Annotated in this window: 28 protein-coding genes, 6 tRNA genes and 1 pseudogene; 13 read left to right on the forward strand and 22 right to left on the reverse strand. The window is 31.1% G+C overall.

Annotated features, from left to right (window positions below; all coding sequences use genetic code 11):
• The 9 genes from Q4Q39_RS06695 to Q4Q39_RS06735 form a co-directional block, all read right to left on the reverse strand.
• Positions 1–414, reverse strand: coding sequence for a macro domain-containing protein (locus Q4Q39_RS06695; RefSeq protein WP_303282032.1), 414 nt, complete (start codon positions 412–414; stop codon positions 1–3).
• Positions 363–902, reverse strand: a complete 540-nt coding sequence (locus Q4Q39_RS06700) for an O-acetyl-ADP-ribose deacetylase (protein ID WP_303281642.1) — start codon at positions 900–902, stop codon at positions 363–365. Before Q4Q39_RS06700 ends, Q4Q39_RS06695 begins: the two co-directional genes overlap by 52 nt.
• The gene (locus Q4Q39_RS06705; protein WP_303281643.1) at positions 892–1,314 is read right to left on the reverse strand and encodes an ADP-ribosylation/crystallin J1; all 423 of its coding nucleotides are present in this window, start codon (positions 1,312–1,314) and stop codon (positions 892–894) included. The genes Q4Q39_RS06700 and Q4Q39_RS06705 overlap by 11 nt, the downstream gene beginning before the upstream one ends.
• Positions 1,311–1,943, reverse strand: coding sequence for a DUF4291 domain-containing protein (locus Q4Q39_RS06710; protein WP_303281644.1), 633 nt, complete (start codon positions 1,941–1,943; stop codon positions 1,311–1,313). The genes Q4Q39_RS06705 and Q4Q39_RS06710 overlap by 4 nt, the downstream gene beginning before the upstream one ends.
• A gap of 6 nt (positions 1,944–1,949) precedes the next feature.
• Complete coding sequence (locus Q4Q39_RS06715) at positions 1,950–2,774, reverse strand: TIGR02452 family protein (RefSeq protein WP_303281645.1); 825 nt, start codon at positions 2,772–2,774, stop codon at positions 1,950–1,952.
• A 2-nt stretch (positions 2,775–2,776) separates the two neighbouring features.
• Positions 2,777–3,322, reverse strand: a complete 546-nt coding sequence (gene ybiA / locus Q4Q39_RS06720; protein WP_303281646.1) for a riboflavin biosynthesis intermediates N-glycosidase — start codon at positions 3,320–3,322, stop codon at positions 2,777–2,779.
• Positions 3,312–4,163 carry a ribose-phosphate diphosphokinase gene (gene prs / locus Q4Q39_RS06725; RefSeq protein ID WP_303281647.1) on the reverse strand — a complete coding sequence of 284 codons (852 nt, stop codon included), beginning with the start codon at positions 4,161–4,163 and terminating at the stop codon, positions 3,312–3,314. Before prs ends, ybiA begins: the two co-directional genes overlap by 11 nt.
• A gap of 62 nt (positions 4,164–4,225) precedes the next feature.
• Positions 4,226–4,918, reverse strand: a complete 693-nt coding sequence (locus Q4Q39_RS06730; RefSeq protein WP_303281648.1) for an NUDIX hydrolase — start codon at positions 4,916–4,918, stop codon at positions 4,226–4,228.
• 214 nt (positions 4,919–5,132) lie between these two features.
• Complete coding sequence (locus Q4Q39_RS06735; protein ID WP_303281649.1) at positions 5,133–6,062, reverse strand: hypothetical protein; 930 nt, start codon at positions 6,060–6,062, stop codon at positions 5,133–5,135.
• 345 nt (positions 6,063–6,407) lie between these two features.
• Here Q4Q39_RS06735 and Q4Q39_RS06740 point away from each other — a divergent pair, with 345 nt between their 5' ends.
• From Q4Q39_RS06740 to Q4Q39_RS06800, 13 genes are all read left to right on the forward strand, one after another.
• The gene (locus tag Q4Q39_RS06740) at positions 6,408–6,566 is read left to right on the forward strand and encodes a hypothetical protein (protein WP_303281650.1); all 159 of its coding nucleotides are present in this window, start codon (positions 6,408–6,410) and stop codon (positions 6,564–6,566) included.
• 78 nt (positions 6,567–6,644) lie between these two features.
• Positions 6,645–8,576, forward strand: coding sequence for a tetratricopeptide repeat-containing sensor histidine kinase (locus tag Q4Q39_RS06745; RefSeq protein ID WP_303281651.1), 1,932 nt, complete (start codon positions 6,645–6,647; stop codon positions 8,574–8,576).
• Positions 8,577–8,588: 12 nt separating this feature from the next.
• Complete coding sequence (locus Q4Q39_RS06750; RefSeq protein WP_303281652.1) at positions 8,589–9,254, forward strand: response regulator transcription factor; 666 nt, start codon at positions 8,589–8,591, stop codon at positions 9,252–9,254.
• A 111-nt stretch (positions 9,255–9,365) separates the two neighbouring features.
• The gene (locus Q4Q39_RS06755) at positions 9,366–9,509 is read left to right on the forward strand and encodes a hypothetical protein (RefSeq protein WP_303281653.1); all 144 of its coding nucleotides are present in this window, start codon (positions 9,366–9,368) and stop codon (positions 9,507–9,509) included.
• A 55-nt stretch (positions 9,510–9,564) separates the two neighbouring features.
• Positions 9,565–9,927, forward strand: a complete 363-nt coding sequence (locus Q4Q39_RS06760) for a hypothetical protein (RefSeq protein ID WP_303281654.1) — start codon at positions 9,565–9,567, stop codon at positions 9,925–9,927.
• A gap of 3 nt (positions 9,928–9,930) precedes the next feature.
• On the forward strand, positions 9,931–10,983 hold the full coding sequence (locus Q4Q39_RS06765) for a type I restriction endonuclease (protein WP_303281655.1): 1,053 nt from the start codon (positions 9,931–9,933) through the stop codon (positions 10,981–10,983).
• A 12-nt stretch (positions 10,984–10,995) separates the two neighbouring features.
• Positions 10,996–11,211, forward strand: a complete 216-nt coding sequence (locus Q4Q39_RS06770) for a hypothetical protein (protein ID WP_303281656.1) — start codon at positions 10,996–10,998, stop codon at positions 11,209–11,211.
• A 128-nt stretch (positions 11,212–11,339) separates the two neighbouring features.
• The gene (locus tag Q4Q39_RS06775) at positions 11,340–11,681 is read left to right on the forward strand and encodes a YegP family protein (RefSeq protein WP_303281657.1); all 342 of its coding nucleotides are present in this window, start codon (positions 11,340–11,342) and stop codon (positions 11,679–11,681) included.
• A gap of 9 nt (positions 11,682–11,690) precedes the next feature.
• Complete coding sequence (locus tag Q4Q39_RS06780; RefSeq protein WP_303281658.1) at positions 11,691–12,062, forward strand: DUF6804 family protein; 372 nt, start codon at positions 11,691–11,693, stop codon at positions 12,060–12,062.
• Between the two features lie 11 nt (positions 12,063–12,073).
• On the forward strand, positions 12,074–12,481 hold the full coding sequence (locus Q4Q39_RS06785) for a hypothetical protein (RefSeq protein WP_303281659.1): 408 nt from the start codon (positions 12,074–12,076) through the stop codon (positions 12,479–12,481).
• A gap of 2 nt (positions 12,482–12,483) precedes the next feature.
• Positions 12,484–13,779 (forward strand): beta-carotene 15,15'-monooxygenase, encoded by a 1,296-nt coding sequence (locus Q4Q39_RS06790; RefSeq protein WP_303281661.1) that lies wholly within the window; start codon positions 12,484–12,486, stop codon positions 13,777–13,779.
• A gap of 1 nt (position 13,780) precedes the next feature.
• A complete protein-coding gene (locus Q4Q39_RS06795; RefSeq protein ID WP_303281662.1) occupies positions 13,781–14,707 on the forward strand; it encodes a hypothetical protein in 927 nt (308 codons plus the stop codon).
• A 2-nt stretch (positions 14,708–14,709) separates the two neighbouring features.
• Positions 14,710–15,225, forward strand: coding sequence for a DUF4236 domain-containing protein (locus Q4Q39_RS06800; protein ID WP_303281663.1), 516 nt, complete (start codon positions 14,710–14,712; stop codon positions 15,223–15,225).
• Positions 15,226–15,254: 29 nt separating this feature from the next.
• Here Q4Q39_RS06800 and Q4Q39_RS06805 read toward each other — a convergent pair whose 3' ends face one another.
• From Q4Q39_RS06805 to Q4Q39_RS06865, 13 genes and pseudogenes are all read right to left on the reverse strand, one after another.
• A complete protein-coding gene (locus Q4Q39_RS06805; RefSeq protein WP_303281664.1) occupies positions 15,255–16,064 on the reverse strand; it encodes an endonuclease/exonuclease/phosphatase family protein in 810 nt (269 codons plus the stop codon).
• Positions 16,065–16,258: 194 nt separating this feature from the next.
• On the reverse strand, positions 16,259–17,359 hold the full coding sequence (locus Q4Q39_RS06810) for a nucleotidyltransferase domain-containing protein (RefSeq protein WP_303281665.1): 1,101 nt from the start codon (positions 17,357–17,359) through the stop codon (positions 16,259–16,261).
• Positions 17,359–18,105, reverse strand: a pseudogene (locus Q4Q39_RS06815) (nucleotidyltransferase domain-containing protein). Before Q4Q39_RS06815 ends, Q4Q39_RS06810 begins: the two are co-directional and overlap by 1 nt.
• A gap of 63 nt (positions 18,106–18,168) precedes the next feature.
• Complete coding sequence (locus Q4Q39_RS06820) at positions 18,169–18,993, reverse strand: hypothetical protein (RefSeq protein WP_303281666.1); 825 nt, start codon at positions 18,991–18,993, stop codon at positions 18,169–18,171.
• Positions 18,994–19,053: 60 nt separating this feature from the next.
• Complete coding sequence (locus Q4Q39_RS06825; RefSeq protein WP_303281667.1) at positions 19,054–20,154, reverse strand: slipin family protein; 1,101 nt, start codon at positions 20,152–20,154, stop codon at positions 19,054–19,056.
• Between the two features lie 471 nt (positions 20,155–20,625).
• Positions 20,626–20,687 (reverse strand) — tRNA-OTHER (locus Q4Q39_RS06830).
• Positions 20,688–21,256: 569 nt separating this feature from the next.
• On the reverse strand, positions 21,257–21,700 hold the full coding sequence (locus Q4Q39_RS06835) for a hypothetical protein (protein WP_303281668.1): 444 nt from the start codon (positions 21,698–21,700) through the stop codon (positions 21,257–21,259).
• A 77-nt stretch (positions 21,701–21,777) separates the two neighbouring features.
• On the reverse strand, positions 21,778–22,293 hold the full coding sequence (locus Q4Q39_RS06840; RefSeq protein WP_303281669.1) for a ribonuclease H-like YkuK family protein: 516 nt from the start codon (positions 22,291–22,293) through the stop codon (positions 21,778–21,780).
• 10 nt (positions 22,294–22,303) lie between these two features.
• Positions 22,304–22,376, reverse strand: a tRNA-Phe gene (locus Q4Q39_RS06845).
• A 5-nt stretch (positions 22,377–22,381) separates the two neighbouring features.
• Positions 22,382–22,454, reverse strand: a tRNA-His gene (locus Q4Q39_RS06850).
• A gap of 8 nt (positions 22,455–22,462) precedes the next feature.
• Positions 22,463–22,533, reverse strand: a tRNA-Gln gene (locus tag Q4Q39_RS06855).
• A gap of 127 nt (positions 22,534–22,660) precedes the next feature.
• Positions 22,661–22,734: transfer RNA gene (locus Q4Q39_RS06860), tRNA-Leu, on the reverse strand.
• Between the two features lie 6 nt (positions 22,735–22,740).
• Positions 22,741–22,814, reverse strand: a tRNA-Leu gene (locus Q4Q39_RS06865).
• Positions 22,815–22,816 lie beyond the last annotated feature (2 nt).

Genomic DNA, 22,816 nt, shown 5'->3' on the forward strand with positions numbered 1-22,816 from the left:
TTATTTAAAATCATAAACAATTGTTTTGATTTCGTTTTTAATTAAACAATCTTGAAGAATCGGTTCTATTCTTTCCCATTTTCCTCCTGCTAAACCACATCCAATTCTTGGCATGTGCACTGAAGCATTTAGTTCTTTTGCTTTTATCAAAACTCCTTGCATTCCTTTTTCAATGGCTTCATATCGAATTGGTGGATTTCCTTGTTCATCTTTTCTAATTTTATGTTGACCAATTACATTGGCAATCCATAAATCATTTTCAACTTTTACGAACTGTACCTTTCCTAATTCGAAATTATTTTGTGATTTATGCCATGCTCTATAAGATGACTCTGGCATTGACCATCTTTTTGAAATAGCCATCACAAATCCCTTTCCCCATCCACCGATATCATTACAAACATGTACAATAATTTTTTATAAACCCCATAATTTTCATCATCATAACAAACAAAAATCACCTCATCAATTATAGGGTTTTCTTTTATTGTATTTACAGCTATAAGTGCTGCTTTCTCTTTTGGAAACTTATAAATTCCTGTGCTTATATTTGGAAAAGCAATACTCTTAGCATTATGTTCTTTTGCTAATTTTAAGCTATTGCTATAGCAATTTTTCAACAACTCTTCCTCATTATTGCTTCCTCCATTCCATACAGAGCCAACCGTGTGAATCACATATTTGGCAGGTAATAAACCACCTGTGGTAATTACTGCTTCTCCAGTTTTACAACCGCCCTGTTTGTTCCTAATCTTTATACATTCTTCTAAGATAGTTTTACCACCTGCCTTATGAATAGCCCCATCAACACCACCACCGCCTAACAATGACGTGTTTGCTGCATTAACTATAATATCAGCAGTTACTTTAGTAATATCTCCCTGTACGCATCTAATTTTCATTATTTCTCAATTTATCAATAACACTTTTCGGGATAGGATGCATAGCTTTTTTAAATTTCTCTCCAATAAAAACTTTAATTATATCTATTTCTCCAACAATAGCCTTATTGAACGTTTCTAACTCTTCAGAAGGCACCCATAATTCATTATGATGAGAACCTCCTACATTTTCTATTTTATATTTTAAAAATTCTTCTTCGGTAACTTCAAATGCTGTTACAAACCCTAAATAATTACCAAACTCATCTTTCGTATTCCACTGTGAGGCAATCTCACAAGCATATAGTTCATTTAAAACGGGATAAAAAATAGGTTGCCACTCTAATCTAGGAGGGAATTTTTTAAAATCACTTTCCGCAATTAGAATTAACTCTTTTTCACCGATTGGTCTATATAATGTTTTTGTTTTCATAACTCAATTTTCAAACGTATTCTTGTATTATCATTTTTAGGTAAATAAGGCTTTTCTTCTGGGATAATTAATTTATCTAAATCTTTATTTAATACATGCTGATATTGTTCTCTAACAAAATCGGAAATATCATGTATTTCTAAAATATCCTCTTTTGAATACCTTTTAATGTCTTCATTTCTAATCCCCACTTGGATTGCTCTTCTTTCTATTTTTGCTCCATATGGATCATGATCTGGATCCCATTGTAAACGAATATTAGAGTTTTTTACAGCTTCTTGCCATACGTCTCTATTATCATAAATGCTACTTTGAAAACTAGAATAAACAGCAGCATCCAAATATCGTTTAAAAACTTCTCGTTTTAAGTGTATTGCTAAAACAACCTCTTGTCCCTCTTTAGTTCCCCAACCATTACGATACATCATCCACAAAAAATTAGGTTTAATCCATGTCATTCTATCAAGGCTAAAAGCACCTCCGAAATATTGATTCTTTACGGCAAAATGTCCTATTTCTGACCTATAAGATTGATATACTATTATTTTATCATCATCATATTGAGCCATAATATGATGCCCGTTTCGAGGCCATTCTTTAATTTGTTCTTTATATAATTTTAATTTCATTTTTCTTTACTTATTAAAAGCATTTAAAAATGCTTCTATGAATTTATCATTCCTTGAATAGATAGCAAATACAACTCGTTTGAACTGTCCTTTAAACTTTTCAGTTAGTTGATTATAAAATATACTAGCGATAGTATCTGGATCATTTTGAAATACGCCACACCCCCAAGCGCCTAAAATTAAAACCTGTTGATTCTGCTTAACGCAAAGAGTTAATAGTTTCTCTATTCTTTGCTCCATCAAATTAGAAATAGAATCGGTTAAATGAGGTTCTTTTCTCCTTACTACACCGGCATTAATGGCTGCACTTGTTATAAAATTTACCTCAACAGCTTTATCCTGTAATTCTCCTTTTTTATTTCTAAACACAGGAACTTTTGGGCTATATATCATAGAGTCGGTATAAATACACGATTTCATATTTCTATGAGTTTCGTAAAACTCAAACGTATTTAATTGGCATCCGTATAAAGCAGATGAGACTGCTAAACTTTCTTCTTGAGCTAAGGCTCCATTTAAAAACCCACCACCAGGATTTTTTGCTGAAGCAAAATTTAAACACATTATATTAGTTTCTCCTTCTTGCGATAATCTTAGAATACAACTAATAGAATCTTCACCTGTAATTTCAATTTGAGTATTTTGCTCTAACTTCAATTCTACTGTTTTTGATAATTCCTCTAAATCATTTGAGCTATAATATTTTGTATTCTCCAAAGTATATTTAACTCTATCCTTTATATTAATATTCTTGTTAGAATTTGTATATATTCCTTCCTCAATAATCTGAAGAGTTTCTTCTGCTTTTATTTTTCTTGTTGATTTTTTCATTTTCAGTTTAATTCATCTCTCACTTCCATTAAAGCAAAACCTAAAAGGTTTTTACCTCGCCATAAAAGTGGATTTTTAGCTTTCTCATTAGATGCTCCCATGCCAATACCCCAAATGCGATCTCTTGGACTGGCTTCTACTAATACTCGCTTTTTTGTATTGAGTAAAAACTCTTCTAATTCTGGATGCTGTGAAAATTTATGGATGTTCCCTAGCTTTACGATTTCATATTTGTGTTCGTTCCATTTCTCAGGAGTAAATCCTATTACTTTTCTCCCCCACTGTTTAGCTTCCACTGGTGAATTAGACTTTATAATCTCTTCTAAGTTTTTGTCATCATTAAATAGTCGAGCCTTTTCTGCCATCATCCAATGCTCAGCAGTTTTATAAATTATATTGTCAACGGTAAAAGGAGCTATCCACCATTGACTAAAACAACTTTTACTAATACTACCATCTTTATTTGGCGTATGCCCCCAAAAGAAAAGGTATTTAATTCTATTTTTTCGTTTAAACTCTGTTATAAGTTGTTGTCTACTATATTTCATCGTTGATTATCTCTTTTAATTCAATTTCCTTGAATTGGTTTGTATTTTCAATGCTCTTAAAAGAGTCAGTACTATATATTTTATCAAAATATTTGCTAAGCTCAGTTAATCCCTTGCTGAAAATTCCATGACTAACAGCTAAGTATAGTTTACCTGCATTCTTATTTTTTAACTCTTTAGCTAACCCCATAAAAGTCCCACCTCCATCACATATATCATCTACAATTAAACATGTTTTCCCTTTTAAACCTTCCGTATATACTTTAAAATCTGATATTTGCCCTGTCTTTACATTTCTTGATTTAGAACATTCTATAATTTCAATACCTCCTAAAGTACTAGTCAATTTGTATATTTTTTTTAAAGCGCCTCCGTCTGGTGAAATTAGAATCACATCTTCATTTATTTCTTGCATCACTTTTTCTATGAAGCTATGATTTGAAATCACCTTACAATTATTTAATAATGCAGGAACCACTTCTGAATGTGGATCATAAACTGTCACACAATTCAAATTCAAAGCATTTAATATCTCTGTATATACTTTAACAGATAATGATTCACCATATACCATAACCCGATCTTGTCTCGCAGCAGGAAAATAAGGTATAAATACATCAATTGATTTAATACCTGCTCTCTGCAATGCGTCAATAGCTAATAGCAACAATCCAAAATCATTAAATGATTGTATTCTATGCGTTACGGTTACATTTTGATCCTCGTTTATTGATGTTAAAATCTTGATATGTGGCTCACCACCTGAAAACGTAAAGCTTTCAAAATCAATATTTTTTTTATCGCTAAATGGTCTAAAATTATGGTCTAGATTCAAAATCATATTGCGTTTATTTTACGCAAATATATAAAGAGAAAACGAAATAACAAAACTTTGTGTAATATTTACACAAACTTTATGTCGAAATGGAAGTCATTAACAGTTAATTGTTTGAATTTCTTTTTATTGAATTTAAAAAGTTTAGCAGGGCGACCACTTCCAATTTTTTCTATTTTATTGGTTTCTTCAATAATGCCAAAGCTTAGCATTTTTTTTCTGAAATTTCTTCGATCTATTTCTTTTTCCAAAATAGTCATATATAAATTTTCTAAATCGGAAAATGGAAATTCATCACTTAGTAAATCAAAACCAATAGGTTCATAGCTCAATTTTGCTTTTAGGCGTTGATGTGCCATATCTAAAATCTGTTGATGATCGAATGCTAATTTTGGTATTTCGTTTAGATGAAACCATTGTACATCAGCCGCATCAGTGTCTGCCTTAATATTGAAATGATTAGGTTTTACCAATCCAAAATAACTTACGGAAAGCACTCTATTTCTTGGATCTCTTTTTGGAGTACCAAAGGTGTAGAGTTGCTCTAAGTAATCTATAGTTATTCCTGTTTCTTCACTAAGTTCTCTTTCTACTGCTTCTTCAAGCGATTCATCATTCATTACCAAACCACCGGGTAAGGCCCACTTGCCTTTAAAAGGTTCAATTCCCCGTTTAATTAATAACACCGATAAATTGTTTTTAGACTCATATCCAAACACAACTGCATCTACAGAGACTTTTATATCTTGATTCACTTTCATTTATGCGTATTTAGAACACAAAGATACAATACTGAAAATGAAATTAAATATTATTCAATTTACCATTTCTATCATCCCGATATTCAATGAGCCACAAGATTTTGTAATCTTTCATATTTTTTTAAACCCTACAATGAATCTTCAAATCAGCAGTATCCATCGATAAACTAGAATGAAAACAGCTTAAGTTATAAATACAAGTCATTTTTTAAAATTAATCAGCAAAAGAATTTATACCACCTGAATGCAAAGGCACATATTTTTGGATTATATACGGTGTTATTTCATCAAGTGTCTTACCTGTAATAGGGTGAAGTCCAGGGCTTGTAAAATACTCTATTTCACCATCTTTATTTTTAGTATACCATATTAAAGGTTTATTGGTTTCTTCTACAAAGAAATCTGTCTTCATAGTTACTTCTACCTTCTTAAAGTTTGCAATTTTCTTAGAATCATAGGGTTCAATTGTTGTTCCGTATTTTTTATGTAAAGCTAAATTACATGGGACTTTTTCGTATTGATTTTTTGCCCAGGCCATGCAACGATTTTCAAAAAGATTAACAGGTTCTTTGTTTATAAAGTCTTTAGTAAAAAACATTACTAATATAATAGATCCCAAAACAATAAATCTAATAATTTTCTTTCTTCTTTTTGTTCCTTTTTTTTCAACATCTTCTTTTTCTATTTTCACCCCTGAAGTTCCAGTAGAAATTAAATCTTCATTTTTTTGATTTATATCTTTAAAAGCATCACTAGACAAATAACCTAATTCATCTGCGCTGCCCTTTTGTAAATACTCGAAAAAGGGTCTTGGACTATAATCAACTAACCAACTTATTAATTCCAAAGTTGAAGAATTTGGGTCTTTTGTATCTTCTTTTAAAAAACTAACTACAGGCTTAAACTTAGTAGTTTCTATTCGGTGTATTGCTGATAATATATTTTCATTCTCCTTTGGTTTGAAAAAGTTTCTTAATATTCTAATATCATTATCTGCTTTCCTTTTTTCAAAAACAACCTCACAGGCTTCTTTAATTAATCCTGGTGTTGGGTTGAAAAGATAAGAACTTAATTCTCTTGTTTTTTCAAGTTTATACTTCTCTAAAATCCCCTTTTTATAGGTCTCCTTAGTCTTTTTTTCCATAGTAAATTGTGGAATTATTCAATTTTAAACAGAATTCTATAGAATCTTTGGAATTCTTGGAATTCTATATAAATATAAGCTTTTCATGATTATACCTTTGTGTCAGAGATGATTAACCGCAGTGTTTAGCTAACATAGTAATTCTAGAAAATTCATTCTAACAGAAATCTGTAATGTAGTTAGTAATTAACGCATTGAGAAGTAGTTACACACTACTGCATTACAATTTTACTTCTCAAAAAACAACGGAGTACTCCAAACACTCACGAGTGGTTGATTAACAAAAACAAATCTGGGAAAACCCCAGACAGCCACTCCTTTGTTTAATCCTAAAATTTTTAAATTATGAAAACAATAAGCATAGCCTTAATGGCACTAGTTTTAAGTATATCTTTATTTTCTTGTACGGAAGAATCAATTTCTGAAACGGACAACCTTTATGATACGCATGCTACGGAGGGGGATGACGGGCAAATAAAACCACCGCCTACAGATGGTAATTAATTCAAATTAATCAAATTAAGGCTATACTTTAATTATGTGTAGCCTTTTTTTGAATATATTTAATAAAATAAAATTCTTTTGAATAAAATCATATTAATCATTTTCTGCTCTTTATTTCTTTCATGTAATTTGAATAATAGTATCGACGCTAAATTTAATGAATGTATTCAGCATTACTATAAAGCTTCTAAAGATAAGTCCACTTCTCTAAGTCAAAAAAAGAAAGCTATAAATACCGCTTTGCAATGTACTCAGAAAAGAAATAAAGACACTTTTTTTTCTAAGATTTTATATCAAAAAAACGTTATTCACCTTCAGAATCAAGAATATGATAGCCTTTTAGTCTATCAAAAACTTTTATTAAATCATGCTGCCACTATTAATGATAAATTATATCTAGCGAAACAATATCTCATTAAAGCATTTTACTTTGATGAAGTTCTTCAATTACCTGATAGTGCTTTTCATTATTATAATATCTCAAAAGATCACTTTATAACTATAAAAGACAGTAGTGGTGTTGGAAAAAACTTATTATATATGGGTTTAATACAACAAAATCAAAACGATTACTTTGGAAGCAAAGAAACCTTAACAGAAGCTTTACAATATTTGAATCCTACAAAAAATATTAGATATATTTCATCAGCTTATAACGCCCTAGCTACTAATCACAGAAAACTTTTGAATTATGAGGATGCTATTAACTATTATTCAAAGGCAATCAAGGTTGCAAATTCAGAAAAAGATAAATTGATTTGTAAAAATAATATAGCCGTCACCCATGTAGACCATAAACAATATGAAAAAGCCATTGCATTACTTAGTGGTATTATTAAAGATTCTTTATTCCAAAATATCCCGAAAGAATATAATAGAGCCATAGACAATTTAGCTTATGCAAAATGGCTTTCTGGTCAAAATAAAACCGAAAAACCTCTCCTTGAGGTACTAAACATAAGAATCAAAAATAATGACAAACGTGGCCAAATAGCCAGTTACACACATTTAGGAGAGTTTTATTCTAAGGACAATAGCATGAAAGCTTCAGCATATTTCGATTCTGTTATTCGTTTGTCAAAAGATTTAAAAATGCCAAGAGCCGAAAAGGATGCTGTTAAATTCTTAATGAAAGTCTACCCTAAAAATGTGGAACTACGAAATCGTTATGTCTTTTTACAAGACAGTCTTTATGCTCAAGAACTAAAAGTAAAAACACAGTTCGCCAAATATAAATATGATGATAAGCAAAAACAAGAATCTATTCTACGCTTGCAAAAAGAAAAAGCAGAGAAAGATTTAGCATATACCAAAGAGCGGCATTCTAAAATAATTTATTTGTCTGCTTTTATACTTGCCTGTTTAATTATAGCGTTTGCTATTTACTTTTTTAAAAGGCGAGCAGAGGTTTTAAAGCAGCAAAATGAGTTAGAAAAACTAGAAGCTGTTTATAATACAGAAGCCGAATTATCTAGAAAGCTACATGATGATTTTGGCGCAAAAATAAACCACTCCATGCTCCTGGTTCAAAACGATTCAGACAAATACAAATTGCTTGATGCTCTAGATGAACTTTACAATCAAAGTCGTGATTTTTCAAGGGAAATAAACGAGGTTGAAACTGGAGCTAACTATAAAAACGAGCTTTTTGATATGTTTAGTATATATACTTCAACACAAGTTAAATTATACACTACAGGAAGTAAATCTATAGACTGGTCTACCATAAATGATTTAAGTAAAATCGTTTTGTATAAAGTTTTGAGAGAATTAATGATAAACATGTTAAAACACAGTAATGCTACAGCAGTCAAAATTGCGTTTAAGACATTATCCGATGGCTTACAAATTAATTATTCAGACAACGGTGTAGGCGCTTCAAAAATGGCTATGCAAACTAAAAACGGACTTCGCAATACAGAAAAGCGTATTCAAGCTATTGGTGGAACAATTATATTTGAAACTGATAAAGGAAAAGGGTTTAAAGCCGAAATTAAAACCCCAAATTAAAAAGCTTCTATTATGTTTAAAAAAGTTTTGATTGCAGAAGATTTTCAAGATACAAATGCTGGTATTGTTAGTGCATTATCAAATAAACTGAATATCCATGAATTACAAGAAGAACTCTATTGTGACAAAGCCTTTAACAGGATTAAAGTAGCACATTCTAATGGAGTTCCTTTTGAATTATTGATTACAGACCTTTTATTTAAAGAGAATCATGTAGACCGTAAACTCACCTCGGGCGTAGACCTTATAAAGGCTGTAAAAACCATACAGCCATCCATAAAAATTATTGTAAATTCTATGGAAGATAACCCATCAAAAGTAAAATCTCTTTTTAAAGAACAAAACATTGATGGCTATGTTTGTAAAGGACGACATAGTCTAAATGAATTAACAGCGGCTATACTTGAGGTTTACCAGGATAATACTTACCTATCTCCACAAATAAATATGACTTCAAACCAAAATGTTATTGAATTGGAAGAATTCGACATCTCTATTTTAACAGAATTAGCAAATGGTTTAAGTAAAAAAGAAATTGCAGAAAAATTTAAACAAAATAATATGACACCAAATAGTGAAAGTACTATCGATAAAAGAGTAAGTAAATTATTTGATGATTTTGGTGCCAAAAACACTACCCAACTTATCGCTATACTTACTAAAGATGGACTGATATAAATATAGAAACACATCTCTAATTTAAACAATTCCAACCCCTTACAGATATCTGTAAGGGGTTGTTGTTTTATGAACGTAATTTTGGGGTATTATTAATTTAAAACACATATTATGGCAGTTAAGAATACAGAAACAGGTGAAGTTCATAGAGGATATAAAGGAGGAAAAACAGAGTGTGGTTTTGACACATCTGAAAGTCATTGGGAAGCCTCAAACGCATCAATTACTTGTGAAAAGGATGGGTGTAAAAATTAAATCTATTTTATAACGAAGAGATAAAGTATTAAACTTTCTAAAACAAAATAGCTCTATGAAAAAAATATTTTTATTAATCACATTTATCACATCTCAAATTATAGCAGGACAGAACTTTAAAAACCAAGAAGAAGTTTTTCAAGAATTCAAAAATTTATATACAACATTATTAAATTTCAAAGACAGCACTGATTTTAAAAAATATGGTTTTGCAATTGATGGCTCTTATAATATTTGGCTCAAAAAAGTTCAAAGACTAAAAAAAAATCCAAATTCAAAAACATTAATTAAAAAAGGGTTTGTAATTGGAGAACTAGAAACTCTAGGGTTAGAGTATGCTAAATCCAAAGGAAAAGAAACAGAAATAACAAAATTCTTCAATGATATATTTTCAAAAGCAATTTTTGATAAAAAATAAACCATGGAAATCCAAAACCAACTTAAATCCTTAGCTGAAAAAATAACCAAGCTTAAAGATAAAATAGACACTGAAGAGTCTACAAAACACGCTTTTGTATTACCCTTTATAAATATATTGGGATATGATACCTTTAATCCTACCGAAGTTATCCCAGAATATACAGCAGATATTGGTCTTAAAAAAGGAGAAAAAGTAGATTATGCCATTTTTCAGAATGAACAGCCTATCATTATAATAGAATGTAAAAATTGGAAAGAGAACTTAGACGCCCATAACTCTCAATTATTTCGATACTTCCATGCTTCAAAAACTCGTTTTGCATTATTGACAAATGGAATAGAATATCGCTTTTATACCGATTTAGATGCCAGCAATAAGATGGATGAAAAACCTTTTTTAGAGTTTAACATTACGACTCTAAAAGATACTGTAATACATGAAATTACGAAATTTCATAAGTCTAATTTTGATATTGATAAAATAGTCAATAATGCGAGCTCTTTAAAATATACTAAAGAATTAAAGAAATTGATATCTGAACAATTACAAGCTCCGTCTCATGGTTTTATTAAGCTTTTTGCAAAAGAAGTGCATACAGGTATTGTAACCAAACGTGTTATAGATGAATTTACTGATTTGGTAACAAAAGCCTTTAACCAGACTATTAGCGAAAAAGTTAATGACCGTTTAAATGCCGCGTTAAATAAAGAGACCGAAAAGCAACAAGAGGATATTGTTGAAGTAGAAGAAATAAGTAAAATTATCACCACAGAAGAGGAGTTAGACAGTTTTAGAATTGTAGTCGCCATTTTACGAAGAAAGCTACCTGTAAAACGAATCGCCTATAGAGATACGCAATCTTATTTTGGTATTTTGTTAGATGATAACAATCGAAAACCTTTATGCAGAATTCATCTAAACAGCAGTAACAAATACATTGGTCTCTTTGAAAAAGACAAAGGTGAAACTAGACACTTAATTCAGTCAATTGACGAGATCTATGAATTTGAAAAACAGTTATTACAAACCGTTGATTATTATGAATCAGAATAGAACAAAAATAAAATGAAACTCCTTTATATTTCCTCCTCAATAATAATTCTTTTGTTTTTCACCTCTTTTAACAATTCCAATGTTTACATCTGTAAAGGCAAAGGCAGTAAACGCTATCATTATACAAAACATTGTCGCGGATTATCTAATTGTTCTACTAAGGTTTATGAAGTAAAACTATCTAAAGCGAAAGCATTGAAAAGAACCTTATGTGGTTGGGAAGATTAGGCCATTAGTCAATAAATAAGATAAAAAAGAATGGTGCATATCATTCTTTTTTTGCTTTACAGATATCTGTAAGGATTTGTCTTCTGGTGGGTTTAGATTTGAAGTATTAATAATTTAAACACATAATAATGGGACAACCAAAATTCGAAATTAAAAACAGTACTAATGAAAAATTCTATTTTAATCTTAAAGCTGGAAATGGAGAACCTATTTTAACGAGTCAAATGTATGCCTCAAAGCAAGGTTGTGAAAACGGTATTACTTCGGTAAAAGTGTATGCACCAGAAGATAGTAGTTATGAGAAAAAAGTAGCTTCAAATGACAAATACTTTTTTATTCTAAAAGCCAAAAATGGAGAAACCATAGCTAAAAGCGAAATGTATAATTCTACACAAGCCAGAGATCATGGTATTGTATCAGTAAAGACAAATGCGCCTATTGCAGAAACTTATGATTTAACTGCTGTTTAAAGATTTCAAATGAGCACTAAAACCTTCCATAATACAGTACGAATTACATCTATTATTTGTGCAATACTACTTTTTATGGCAGTACTAAAGGCGCCAAGAGAATATTACTGGCTACTACGCACAGTCGTTTCTATCGGAGCTGTTTTAGTCATTTTTAAAAATATAGCAACTACCTATTGGGTATTGCTATTTCTGATTGTTGCCATTTTATTCAATCCTATTTTTCCCATTTACCTCTATAAAAAGGTTTTATGGATGCCTTTGGACATAATAACTGGCCTACTATTTCTTATAGAAATTATTACCAATAAACCCAGAACAGAAAAGGTCATAATTCAAAAAAAAGAAGAGAAAAAATACCGACGTGATCGAATCCTTTAAATTAACTTATTATGGAAAAAACAAAAATATCAGCAGTTCTAAAAAGTCATTTTTTAAGATTATATCAAATTGCACTTTCTGATGGTGAATTTAGTGCTTTAGAAATTAAAATGTTATACGAATTTGCAGAAGAACGTGGGGTTTCTAAAGAGTATTTGGATGAGATCTTATTACATCCGCTAGACACCAATAATCTTATTCCTGAGAATATTCATGAGAAACTCATATTCCTATGTGATTTTGCTATTATGATATGGGCAGATGGCGTTGTAACTGAAGACGAACAAATGGCTTTAGAAAAATATATAAAACTCTTTGGGTTTATGGATGAAAACATAAAACCATTAGCAAACCATCTCATTGAAGCTGTTAAGGCCAATAGAAGTAAACAAGATATTTTAATTGAACTAAAAAACTAATTATGGGATTCAAAAACTTAATACAATTAAAGCCTAAAGAATCCTTATCAAAAATAAACGATGAGGAGGTTCCACAAGAAGTAAGAAAGCGAACATATCACGAAACAGGCTTTCGTCATAGTTCGAGAAATATGGGTAATTCCCAAACACTTGGCATTTGTTTGGATGCTGTATATGCTAAGTTCGAGAATGAGGAAAAAGAATTAAACCATAAGCAAGAAGAGTTAAAACGACCGTATTTTCAAGAACAGCGTGCTAAAGAATCAGAAATTAAAGGGTTTCAAGTAGCCATTGATAATGCAAATGAAAATATTAAACAAAAGGAAGATAAGAATCAAGACATAAAGGATAGCATAAAAGAGTTAAAGTTTGAGATTACAGACCTGCCCTTAAACCCTGAAGTATACGGCGTTCCTGCAAAAAAAGGAGCATCTGCAAAATTTTGGATTGGACTCACTGTCTTAATCCCCATAACAGTATATCTATTTATGTTTTATGCTTCTGTTGTCTATTCGGCTATGGAAAAACAATTTACTTATGACGATCTGCGGTGGTATGTACCAAATGCCATTTTATTAGCCGCAGAAGATGGTTTTCAAGCATTAGCAACTGTCATATTTGCTCCATTTATTTTTATAGGGTTAGGATACCTCATCCATATGTTTTATCAAAAGAAAAAACTAATATCCTATTTTAAACTTGCTGGAGTCGTTTTAGCAACATTAGCTTTTGATGTTTTACTTGCCTTTTTTGTGGAGAAAAAACTATGGGAACTAAACGTGGTTGATGAAAATGCCTCATTTGGATTCTCCGAAGCTATGCAGAGTCAAGAATTCTGGTTAATTATCTTTTTAGGGTTTATAGCTTACCTCATTTGGGGCTTTATTTTCGATTTTGTAATGGAAGAAAATAAAGAAAAAGATAAAGTGAAAAATGCGATTCGCAAACGCAATGAGCAAATTGAAATTCATCAAGAACAAATACACGACAATACAGTCAAAATAGATGAACTTAAGTCTCTGATCAGAACTATAAAAGAAAAAATTTCGGTCGCCAATGGTAGAATTCATGAGCTACAAAGTATTATAGATGGTACTATTATTCCAACTGCAGAATACAAGTTATATGCTTCTGAATATTTGCAGGGCTGGTTAACATTCGTAAATGAACAATTACCAATTGCAAAGTCAGAAAAGGACAACTTAATTACAGCTTGTATTGATGTAAATAAACTTCACCTTGATGCTGTAGGCGTTCGACAAGATTATCAAAATACTGTATTCACAAAAACCTTGTAAAATGAAAAAAGTAATCTTTACTAGTTGCTTATTGCTTTTCTTTATGTCATGTAGCAATGATAAAAAAGAAAATTCTAAAGATCTTACAGTTGATAAAAATCAAAAAACACAAGCTAAAAATGATTGCTCTGATTTTTTGATGAAGCGAAAACAAGAAAACCTAAATATTAGTATTCTCTTAGATCTTTCTGATAGAATTGACTTACCAAACCAACAAGTTAAAGATTCAGCTTATATTCTATCATTAGCTAAAGCATTTAACACCCACATTAAGGGAAAAAAACTAGGGTTACTTTATGATAAAATGGAGGTGTTCTTTGAACCAGTTCCTTCAGACCCTAAAATAAATCAAATATCAAATCAGTTAAAAATTTCATATATAAAAGGGGTTTCAAAAAAAGAATGGATGCCCAAAACTCTTAATCTATATGAAAACAACCCTTCTTTAATTTATAATCTAGCAAGATCATCATCTATAAAGGGAGGTTATCCTGGTTCGGACACTTGGCGTTTTTTTAAAGATCATGTAAAGGATTATTGCATAGAAAGTTGTCGTAGAAACATATTGGTTATTCTTACCGATGGCTATATGTATCACGAAAAATCTATACGGAATAGCAAAAACCAAACCTCTTATTTAACGCCTCAATACCTATCTAAATTAGCATTAAATACTCCCAATTGGAAAGAAATCATGGAAAAACGTAATCTGGGTTTTATACCAGCTAACAACAATCTAAATGATTTAGAAGTACTCGTTATTGGTATTGAAAATCAAAATTCAAAACATCCCTATGCTCAAGATATTATTGAAACCTATTGGTATAATTGGCTCAAGTCTATGGGAGTGAAAAATCCGAAAATTAAAAACTCAGACTTACCTTCAAATATAGAAAAGATAATTTTCAATTTTATTCTAAACAAATAACTATGTCATTTAAATTCAACAAAAGAGTAAAACTAGGCAAAAACCTTGGTGTAAATATTAGTAAATCTGGTACTACTCCAAGTTACAGAACAAAACGTGGAAGTATAAGCACAAAAGGCTATTCCATTCGTACAGGAATCCCTGGCTTATCTTATCGTAAAAATTTCTCTAAAGCTAAAAACACAGGATGTATGTTAGCTTTGATTCCTTGGATACTTCTTGTCCTAATATTTTCTTGTTCTTCCAGCGAAAATGTTAACAATCCTAGCCCTTGCAGAGATACCAATTGCGCAAATTATACCTCTCAAGCTTCTGCTCAAGCAGCTTATGAAGCAGATCCAGATTGCCGAAACGATTTAGACAGGGATAACGATGGTATTGCCTGTGAAGAACCTGGAAATAGTGTGAAAAACTGCGCTACGACATCCAATTGTGGTTGCTCAGGAAAAAACAAATCTCCATGTGAAGCAGATCCTTGTTGTAAATGGATTGTTGGATCAGGGTGTAAGTGCGAATAAGAAACTCCTATGGAAAAGTAAAAAAGTTATCAAATAGAAAATTTTAAAAAAACAGGTAAATGATCTGATAATTTTCTTGCTTTTTCTAAGTTTTCGCAAAATTTCACAAAATCGATAACCTTACTTTCTATTTTATCAACTTCTTTGGATGAAAAAATATTATCAATAGAATGATTTAAATATTTATTTTGTTTACAAACTTTTTTCAAGGTTGTTTTTTGATTATTAACAGCAGGGGTAAATCCTATACTCTTAAAATCATCAAATACGGGTTTCGTTTCATTTACATTGAAATCTCCAGCTATAATTAATGGTCTTTCAATAAAATCACTTATAAAAGTAGCTAAAGCTTTAATTTCACTTTCTGGATTCTTATTAAAAGGTCTAGAATGAAAATTAACAATAGAGAATTTCTTTTTATTTATATAAAAATCTAAAAGAAACGGTTCCCTGTCTATTACAGCATCCAATTCGGTAATCAATCGGCCTCTATTTTTTATTTTAATATGTTTATTTTTCCAAATAAAGGCGTAGCGCTCTGTAACATATTTCGAGCTGTTTGTTGGGTTACTTATTGCATAATCCCATGTGTTCCCTTTTCGGTTTAAAATATCGGTAAGTTTAGCAACAGCTTGAGCTCCACCATATCCAGCAACAACTTCTTGTATCGCTATGATATCAACATACCTAACAATTTCTGCAATCTCATCTAATTCCTCACTACTTTTAGTTTTTCCAAAATCTTGTATGTTCCATGATATCAAAGTAACACTTTCTAACTGGGAAAATATATTTAAAGAAAAAAGTAAAAAAGGTATTACGAGTAATTTTTTTAGCATCGGTTTGATTTTAAGCTCTAAAATAGACAAAAATAGAGTTCCATTTATTACAGAAATTCGTAAAAAGAGTATTGTATTTACGCTGGGTTTTACAATTTCTAAAAGTTGTCCCTCTAAAAAAAATACATAGAGCACTAATTATCCACTGAACGAAAACATAGATATAAAACTCAAATTTTTGACCGACATGTAATCTATGCGATATCATTTGTGTTACAAATATGAGTTTTTTTAATCAACTTTTCTTTATAATATTCTTCTCTTATATTAATTAATAAATCATTTATTCTATTTAAGTCTAGTCTTTCAGGTAAATTAGAAGTAGCATATAATTCCTCTAATTCTAATTTTCGTTCTTCTGCCCAACTTACTAATTCATCGTACTCGAATTTCCCTTTCTTAATATCTAATAGAAAGGCTTTATCCCTACGTTTTACATTAATGGTGCTTTCGGAAGCTATTTCCTTTGCCATATATAATAATCTAAACGTATACATCATATTTTTAGAATCGTAATTCTTACCATGTGATACTTTTGTTTTATAACGTTCTTGATTGCGCTTGCCTACCCAATCCCAATATTCTTTATACTTTTTACAGTATGTAGAATAACCATCTTTATTAAAAAACAGCATACCTATAGCAGCTTCTCCCTTAGGGATAGAGCTTAATGCAATATCGTTTGCCCTATCACTTCTAGTAATGCCTTTATAAGGAATCTCTAAATTGTGATATAGATTGTTGCAATCTTTTAAGTGTGCAATATTTGCTACTCCACAATTTTCCTGTTTTATATTTTTCATGTCTAAGAATACCTTTAGAGGTGTAGACTTTCCATGTTCATATACAAAACAAAAATCCAATACTGATTTACGCTCTTTTTCAACTGGATTAACAATTTTCTTTTCTAAACCTCTAGCTTTTTTTATTTGAGCATAGGCATAATTAGCGAATAACTTCTCACATTGTTTAGATAGAAAATAGTCAAGCTTTATTCCATCAAAAAGGGGATGCCTGTAAAGCACACATTCTTCTGGTACGTTTAGCAATTCTAGGATATTAGGATTGTTTTTTGAACAGAGTTCTATAAACTTTCGTAATTCATAATATACAATATCATTAGATTCATTATTCACCTGACCTACATAATCCAAAGAATAAAAACTCACTTTTGGAAGTATGAATACACCTCTTATATCAGTATCTGATGTAGGTGTGTCCAATCCATAAGCTCTACTGCCACTTATACATTCAAAAATGATATGTCCTGATGCTTTTAATTTTTCTAATGTCATTATTTTAGTGTTTTTAAAAACAAGTCGTTAAAGTCATCTGGATTCGGTTTTTTATTAACTAATCTATCTTTAACACTATTGTTTTCGTTTACTATATCTTTTACTAAACTTATTAAATCTGTTTCGATGGAATCATTACTTTTCTCAATGCGCTCACTTTTTAATGCAATAAGTGCCTCTAATTTTGAATGATAACCTACATTTATTAATGAATACATTTCTCTGAATAGTACTGGTGGAATAGTTTCATTTTTACAAATCCAATTTGCACAAAGTGCAGTACGTATGGCATAAAAGAAACTCTTTAATGTCATTTTTTCTGAACCTAATGTTTCTTCAAAATTTTTATTCATACTATGAAAATGATAAAACCCAGAAACAGGGTTAAAGTTAGCATTTGCTACTTTTTTTACCTCATTTAAGAAATCATTATTTGCACGATATACTATTGGTGAAAATAACCATCCTGTAAATGACGCATTTGACTTTGCTAGTAATCGCAATGCTTTGCGAATATCCCAACCAGAACCATCTAAATCATCTTCAGTCATAAACTGCATAGTATCTGTTTGTTCTCAAAGATTTAAATACCAATCCTTAGAATGTTTGTACACAAAACGTATATCATAATCGGAATCTGGAGAAGCAAAACCCCAAGCTCTACTTCCTGATTCTACAGCGAATAAGATTTCTATATTTTTATCTTGTTCTATTTGTTTTAATTTGTCTAATATTTTCGCTTTCATATTTCCTGATTTCTTAATTACCCTACAAATATTAGAATATATTGCGTAATGTTTTTGCGCAGTTTATTTTTTAATAATATCAAAGTGAAATTTATTATCACAAGGACATTCTTCAATCAAACCTTCTTCATGATAATTTATGTAATGCCTTATTGAGTATATTACTTCAGAATATTTAAAATCAATTACTTTCCTATAGAACTCTTTATATTTAGTATTAGTTATTTCATTTTTTGGTGTTAAATGAATCAAGTCATTTCTAAAGTTCTTAATAGCTAAAATTTCCTGATATTTTGCTTCATGTTCAACTGTATAGTCTCTTTCTGTACAATTAGGAATTATCTTTTTTGTTTTAAAATCAATACTTTGCCTATGAATCCATTCAATATCTTTTTCTATACCATCTTTTGTCGTATATGTGTAATCAATTGGAATTGATTTATTTACAAAAGCCTCTAATGATGCGCTTAACATAATTATATAGCTGGAGGCGAATTGAAAAAAGGTTTCGAATTGTTTCATAGTATCATCTAAAGATTGATTAGGTTTGTCTTTAGCAATATCCTTTAGTGAGAATGAATTTCTTAAAAGGTCTTTTTTATAATTATAAATCATTCCAGAAAATAATTGAGCACTTGAAAAATAAATTACGCTCGGATCTAATTCAGGAATAAATTTCTTTTCACTTTTATACAAAAAATCAAAACCAAATGTTGCTTTATTATTAGAAGTATGAACCATCAAATCAAATTCATCGTTATAAGACTCTGACTTTAAAAATTTACTAGCTATCTCATTACCTTTTTTCGTATTATCTTCAGATGAAATTGAGTTAGAGTCAAATGATGTTTTAAATGTTTTTATAGTTTTTGGTAATATGTGTCTCATAGTTTTAATTTTCAATTTAATTAAAGAAAGACCTAAATTTATTAAGTTTAGGTCTTTTTACTACTTATTTACTGAGAAAATATCCTTTAACTGTTCAATAACGTTACCATTACCAGCAACAGTAATCTCACCAATTTTATCGGCAATTTTCTCTACGTATTCCATCTCTTTTAATTTAAACAACATGCTGTTGTCTTCCATTAATTTTGCGGTATTTAACAAGCTTCGTGTAGACGCTGTTTCTTCACGTCTAGTTACCACATTGGCTTGTGCCTTTTTGTGAGCAATCAATACTTGGTTCATGATATCTTTCATATCACCTGGTAAGATTACATCTCTAATACCTGTATGCAATACGTTTACACCCAATTTGCTAGCTTGCGTTTTTACATCGCTTAAAACTGCTTTAGCAATGGTTTCCTTTTGCTCTAACAATTCGTCTAATGCATACCCACCAACAAATGCTCTCAATGCCAACTGTAAGATAATATACAATTGCTTTTCGTAATCTTTATTATGCATTAATGCAGTCTCAATGTTTGTGACTTTATATTGCGCATAAAAGTTAATACGAACTGTTGCCTTGTCTTTAGTTAACAATTCTTGACCAGCAATTTCTAATTGTAATTGACGTAAATCGGCTTTTGCAATTTTAATGGTTTGATCATTTTTCCAGAAATGGTATGTACCATGTTCTAAAGTTTTTTCAAACTTATCGTTTACAATCATAACGGCTTTTTCGTAAGCAGCTACCTCAAATACTCTAATGTATCTGCTCAATTCTGGCTTATTGTAGATTGCTTTTTTGATAGCTTCTGTAATCTCTATTTTACTTAAATCTGCAGTTACATATTTATAGTCAATCAAGCTATTCCAGTAGGTGTAACGACCAGCTGTTAATATCTGCTTAAAGTTACCATTTTCGTATACCAAAACAATCTCATTATCCTTAACCTCAATTACGGTTAACATATCTGCCAAAGCCTGATCTTTAAGTAAGATCTCTAATGCTCTTGGCGCGTTAAATGGTTGAGATAAGCTATATTTTGCAACTTTTGCTCTAAAACCTATCCAATGTTTACCTTCAGTAATCACATGTGTGTAATTCCCATTTTTAAACACTAAACCTACCATACCTGCATGAATTCTTACTCTTTTCATGATTTCTAATTTTTTGTTCTGATATTTTCGTTTTTGCATCAGAACGGTTAAACATTTATAATAGAACTCTCAAATTAAGAGTGACTATTTTTTTGTAAAACAAAGCGAAAGAAAACCATCTTTCTAACTACGGAAATACAACCGATTTAAAGTGCCTTTAAGCATTGTTTTTTAGATGGTTAATTAAATTAAGACACTTATGGAATTCATAATATCTTTTTTTGAAAAATGAATCTTTAAAAGAATACCCAAAACATCTTAAAATACAGGTGCATTTCAAGGTGTTATCTAGACTGCTCAAACAACAAGTTGCTATCGCCAGCTTTAATTCACTTTGTTTTTGTCGTTTAGAGTGAGACACACTTGAGACCTATTTTTTAAAGTTGGTCTTCTTTTCCTAAAGGTGGATTAAAGTCCACATCCTACATTATGAGTGTAGTGCTCTAACCTACTGAGCTATATGGCCTGAAATGGTGGCCACAACAGGATTCGAACCTGTGCAAAAAAATCTATTGCTCTAACCGCTGAGCTACTTTCCCATTTTATTAATTATCATTTAGTGGGAAAGATGGGATTCGAACCCATGACATATAGATGGTGGTTATTGTTTAACCAAACAACCAATTGGTATCAAGTCAAGTTGAACATAAAAACCTCATACTAAACAGTAAGGATTTATACAATAGTGTTATAATGAAACACGTAACAAGACTCGCTTGATATTTTTGTTCCTGTATACGCAGGAATCGTAATTTTATTAGTACCTCTTACCAGATTCGAACTGGTACTTTCACAAAAGTGAACAGATAGGCTCTAAATGCGCTTCCCTACTTTTTATCTTGTAAATTTCGGTGCTTCTGCAAAACCTAGTCATTGGCGAGCTCGCCACCAACCACATCATCCTATCACTCCACGGTCACGTAAATCTTTTTCCGCAGCTCTTCCTTTTAAGCTAAAGAGGTATTTATTTAAAGAACGTTTATCAAGCTCCGCTAGATTGCTTATCTAGCAGAGCCCTACACTGAAAACAAGTTTTATAGGTTACCAATTAAATACGATACAAACATCCAATACTATTACTGATTAACCTTGCATAGTAAGTTTATCTTAATTCATTAAATTCTTTCATCGGAAATGGATGTTCTATCCACAATTCCTTATATTCCTTTTCAGTATGTTTTTCCATAAGTTGGAACAACACATTTCTAACTTGATTTATATATTTAGGAACTGTTGTTTCTCCCGACAATTCTAATACGAACTTATCTTCTGGGTACATTCCCCAACTAAACCAATCGTTATACCAGCGTAGTTCATACAATATTCTAATATTGTCTATACGCTTAATTACTAGAATATATTCCCCAGGTTCATCCATAAAAACAACTCGCTTTGAAGTCATTTTCTTTATATCAATTGCGGATTGAGCCAATTCTAGCAAACTATTATGTAAATAAGATGCTACGAATTTGATTTCCTTTTTCGAGTTTCCAATTCTTCCAAATGCCCAACCCGCTTTATCTAGTTTATATTCAATAAAAAACATATTCAAAAAATTAATTATATTACAAATGTTATGCATTTCTACGCAATTATTCTGCGTAGATAATATTATTTAAATGCCTAACTAGATTTCACCATTTTATCTGCACAAGATGAACTTGCAAAAGCGTATGGTTTTGCTTTAAAAACAAAGCCCATTCCTAAAATATAGCCCATAGCTTCTTTAAGAGCCACATTAGATTCAAACTTTGGATCTGTATTAATATCGGCATGTACTTCAAGTTCAACATTATATTTATCCAAAATATGACATACTGAATATGCTGTCTCCACAGACATAGTCACCTCTTTAAGCATACGTTCTTTAGTACTTATTTTAGTAATGCCTTTCTGGTTTTTGATAAACATAAAACCACCTTTTCCTTCCCTAAGTACAACAATGACTGTTGCATAAGCCACATGTGATTTATATGCTTGCGAATCTGAACCTACACAGATTTTTAATCTATGACCAGCTTCTTGTTCTCTTGTAATAGCATTTTCAATAAGTGTTGTAATGGGTTCATTAAACACTTTCCCACTAAAGTTTCTCCATTTGTTTGATACAATTTTCATGTTTTCTACTTTGTTTATCATTCTTTTGTTGTGGAACAAACTGGACTCGAACCAGTATCTTCGGAGCTTCAATCCGACGCATAGACCTGCTTTGCTATTGTTCCTTTTTGGGTGACTTTGGGATTCGAACCCTATTTTCCTCATTCACAGTGAGGTGTTTTACCACATAAACTAAAGCCACCATAGCCTGTTAATCCGATAGGACTCGAACCTATACCTCAGGAGTCAAATCCCTGTATGCTGCCTTTACATTACGGATTAATTTGAACCCATACCACAAGGGTCGAAACCTTGCATGCTATCCATTACACCATAGACCTTTTCCTCCAAGCCAACTGGCACGTTCACTAAAAATGTCTACCAGACATTTTCTTAACGTTTCGTCCTGTACTCCACCCAAGATTCGAACTTGGACTGAACGGGGCTTAAACCCGATGCCTCTTCCATTTGGGCTAGTGGAGCAAATTGTACAGGGAGAGAGACTCGAACTCTCAAATTTCAGATTCTAAATCTGATGCCTATACCAATTCGGCTACCCCTGCAT

The organism is Flavivirga amylovorans (assembly GCF_030540875.1).
In the GTDB taxonomy this organism is placed as follows: domain Bacteria; phylum Bacteroidota; class Bacteroidia; order Flavobacteriales; family Flavobacteriaceae; genus Flavivirga; species Flavivirga amylovorans.

What these genes read in the sequence shown, in the direction of transcription:
- Q4Q39_RS06730 (WP_303281648.1), bottom strand. Translation starts at nt 4,918, where the DNA reads ATGAAAGTGAATCAAGATATAAAAGTCTCTGTAGATGCAGTTGTGTTT.
- Q4Q39_RS06700 (WP_303281642.1), bottom strand. Translation starts at nt 902, where the DNA reads ATGAAAATTAGATGCGTACAGGGAGATATTACTAAAGTAACTGCTGAT.
- Q4Q39_RS06840 (WP_303281669.1), bottom strand. Translation starts at nt 22,293, where the DNA reads ATGATAAACAAAGTAGAAAACATGAAAATTGTATCAAACAAATGGAGA.
- Q4Q39_RS06750 (WP_303281652.1), top strand. Translation starts at nt 8,589, where the DNA reads ATGTTTAAAAAAGTTTTGATTGCAGAAGATTTTCAAGATACAAATGCT.
- Q4Q39_RS06715 (WP_303281645.1), bottom strand. Translation starts at nt 2,774, where the DNA reads ATGAAAAAATCAACAAGAAAAATAAAAGCAGAAGAAACTCTTCAGATT.
- Q4Q39_RS06765 (WP_303281655.1), top strand. Translation starts at nt 9,931, where the DNA reads ATGGAAATCCAAAACCAACTTAAATCCTTAGCTGAAAAAATAACCAAG.
- Q4Q39_RS06795 (WP_303281662.1), top strand. Translation starts at nt 13,781, where the DNA reads ATGAAAAAAGTAATCTTTACTAGTTGCTTATTGCTTTTCTTTATGTCA.
- Q4Q39_RS06785 (WP_303281659.1), top strand. Translation starts at nt 12,074, where the DNA reads ATGGAAAAAACAAAAATATCAGCAGTTCTAAAAAGTCATTTTTTAAGA.
- Q4Q39_RS06775 (WP_303281657.1), top strand. Translation starts at nt 11,340, where the DNA reads ATGGGACAACCAAAATTCGAAATTAAAAACAGTACTAATGAAAAATTC.
- Q4Q39_RS06820 (WP_303281666.1), bottom strand. Translation starts at nt 18,993, where the DNA reads ATGAGACACATATTACCAAAAACTATAAAAACATTTAAAACATCATTT.
- Q4Q39_RS06800 (WP_303281663.1), top strand. Translation starts at nt 14,710, where the DNA reads ATGTCATTTAAATTCAACAAAAGAGTAAAACTAGGCAAAAACCTTGGT.
- Q4Q39_RS06770 (WP_303281656.1), top strand. Translation starts at nt 10,996, where the DNA reads ATGAAACTCCTTTATATTTCCTCCTCAATAATAATTCTTTTGTTTTTC.
- Q4Q39_RS06755 (WP_303281653.1), top strand. Translation starts at nt 9,366, where the DNA reads ATGGCAGTTAAGAATACAGAAACAGGTGAAGTTCATAGAGGATATAAA.
- Q4Q39_RS06780 (WP_303281658.1), top strand. Translation starts at nt 11,691, where the DNA reads ATGAGCACTAAAACCTTCCATAATACAGTACGAATTACATCTATTATT.
- Q4Q39_RS06705 (WP_303281643.1), bottom strand. Translation starts at nt 1,314, where the DNA reads ATGAAAACAAAAACATTATATAGACCAATCGGTGAAAAAGAGTTAATT.
- Q4Q39_RS06740 (WP_303281650.1), top strand. Translation starts at nt 6,408, where the DNA reads ATGAAAACAATAAGCATAGCCTTAATGGCACTAGTTTTAAGTATATCT.
- Q4Q39_RS06835 (WP_303281668.1), bottom strand. Translation starts at nt 21,700, where the DNA reads ATGTTTTTTATTGAATATAAACTAGATAAAGCGGGTTGGGCATTTGGA.
- Q4Q39_RS06825 (WP_303281667.1), bottom strand. Translation starts at nt 20,154, where the DNA reads ATGAAAAGAGTAAGAATTCATGCAGGTATGGTAGGTTTAGTGTTTAAA.
- prs (WP_303281647.1), bottom strand. Translation starts at nt 4,163, where the DNA reads ATGATTTTGAATCTAGACCATAATTTTAGACCATTTAGCGATAAAAAA.
- Q4Q39_RS06810 (WP_303281665.1), bottom strand. Translation starts at nt 17,359, where the DNA reads ATGACATTAGAAAAATTAAAAGCATCAGGACATATCATTTTTGAATGT.
- Q4Q39_RS06790 (WP_303281661.1), top strand. Translation starts at nt 12,484, where the DNA reads ATGGGATTCAAAAACTTAATACAATTAAAGCCTAAAGAATCCTTATCA.
- Q4Q39_RS06735 (WP_303281649.1), bottom strand. Translation starts at nt 6,062, where the DNA reads ATGGAAAAAAAGACTAAGGAGACCTATAAAAAGGGGATTTTAGAGAAG.
- Q4Q39_RS06805 (WP_303281664.1), bottom strand. Translation starts at nt 16,064, where the DNA reads ATGCTAAAAAAATTACTCGTAATACCTTTTTTACTTTTTTCTTTAAAT.
- Q4Q39_RS06710 (WP_303281644.1), bottom strand. Translation starts at nt 1,943, where the DNA reads ATGAAATTAAAATTATATAAAGAACAAATTAAAGAATGGCCTCGAAAC.
- Q4Q39_RS06760 (WP_303281654.1), top strand. Translation starts at nt 9,565, where the DNA reads ATGAAAAAAATATTTTTATTAATCACATTTATCACATCTCAAATTATA.
- ybiA (WP_303281646.1), bottom strand. Translation starts at nt 3,322, where the DNA reads ATGAAATATAGTAGACAACAACTTATAACAGAGTTTAAACGAAAAAAT.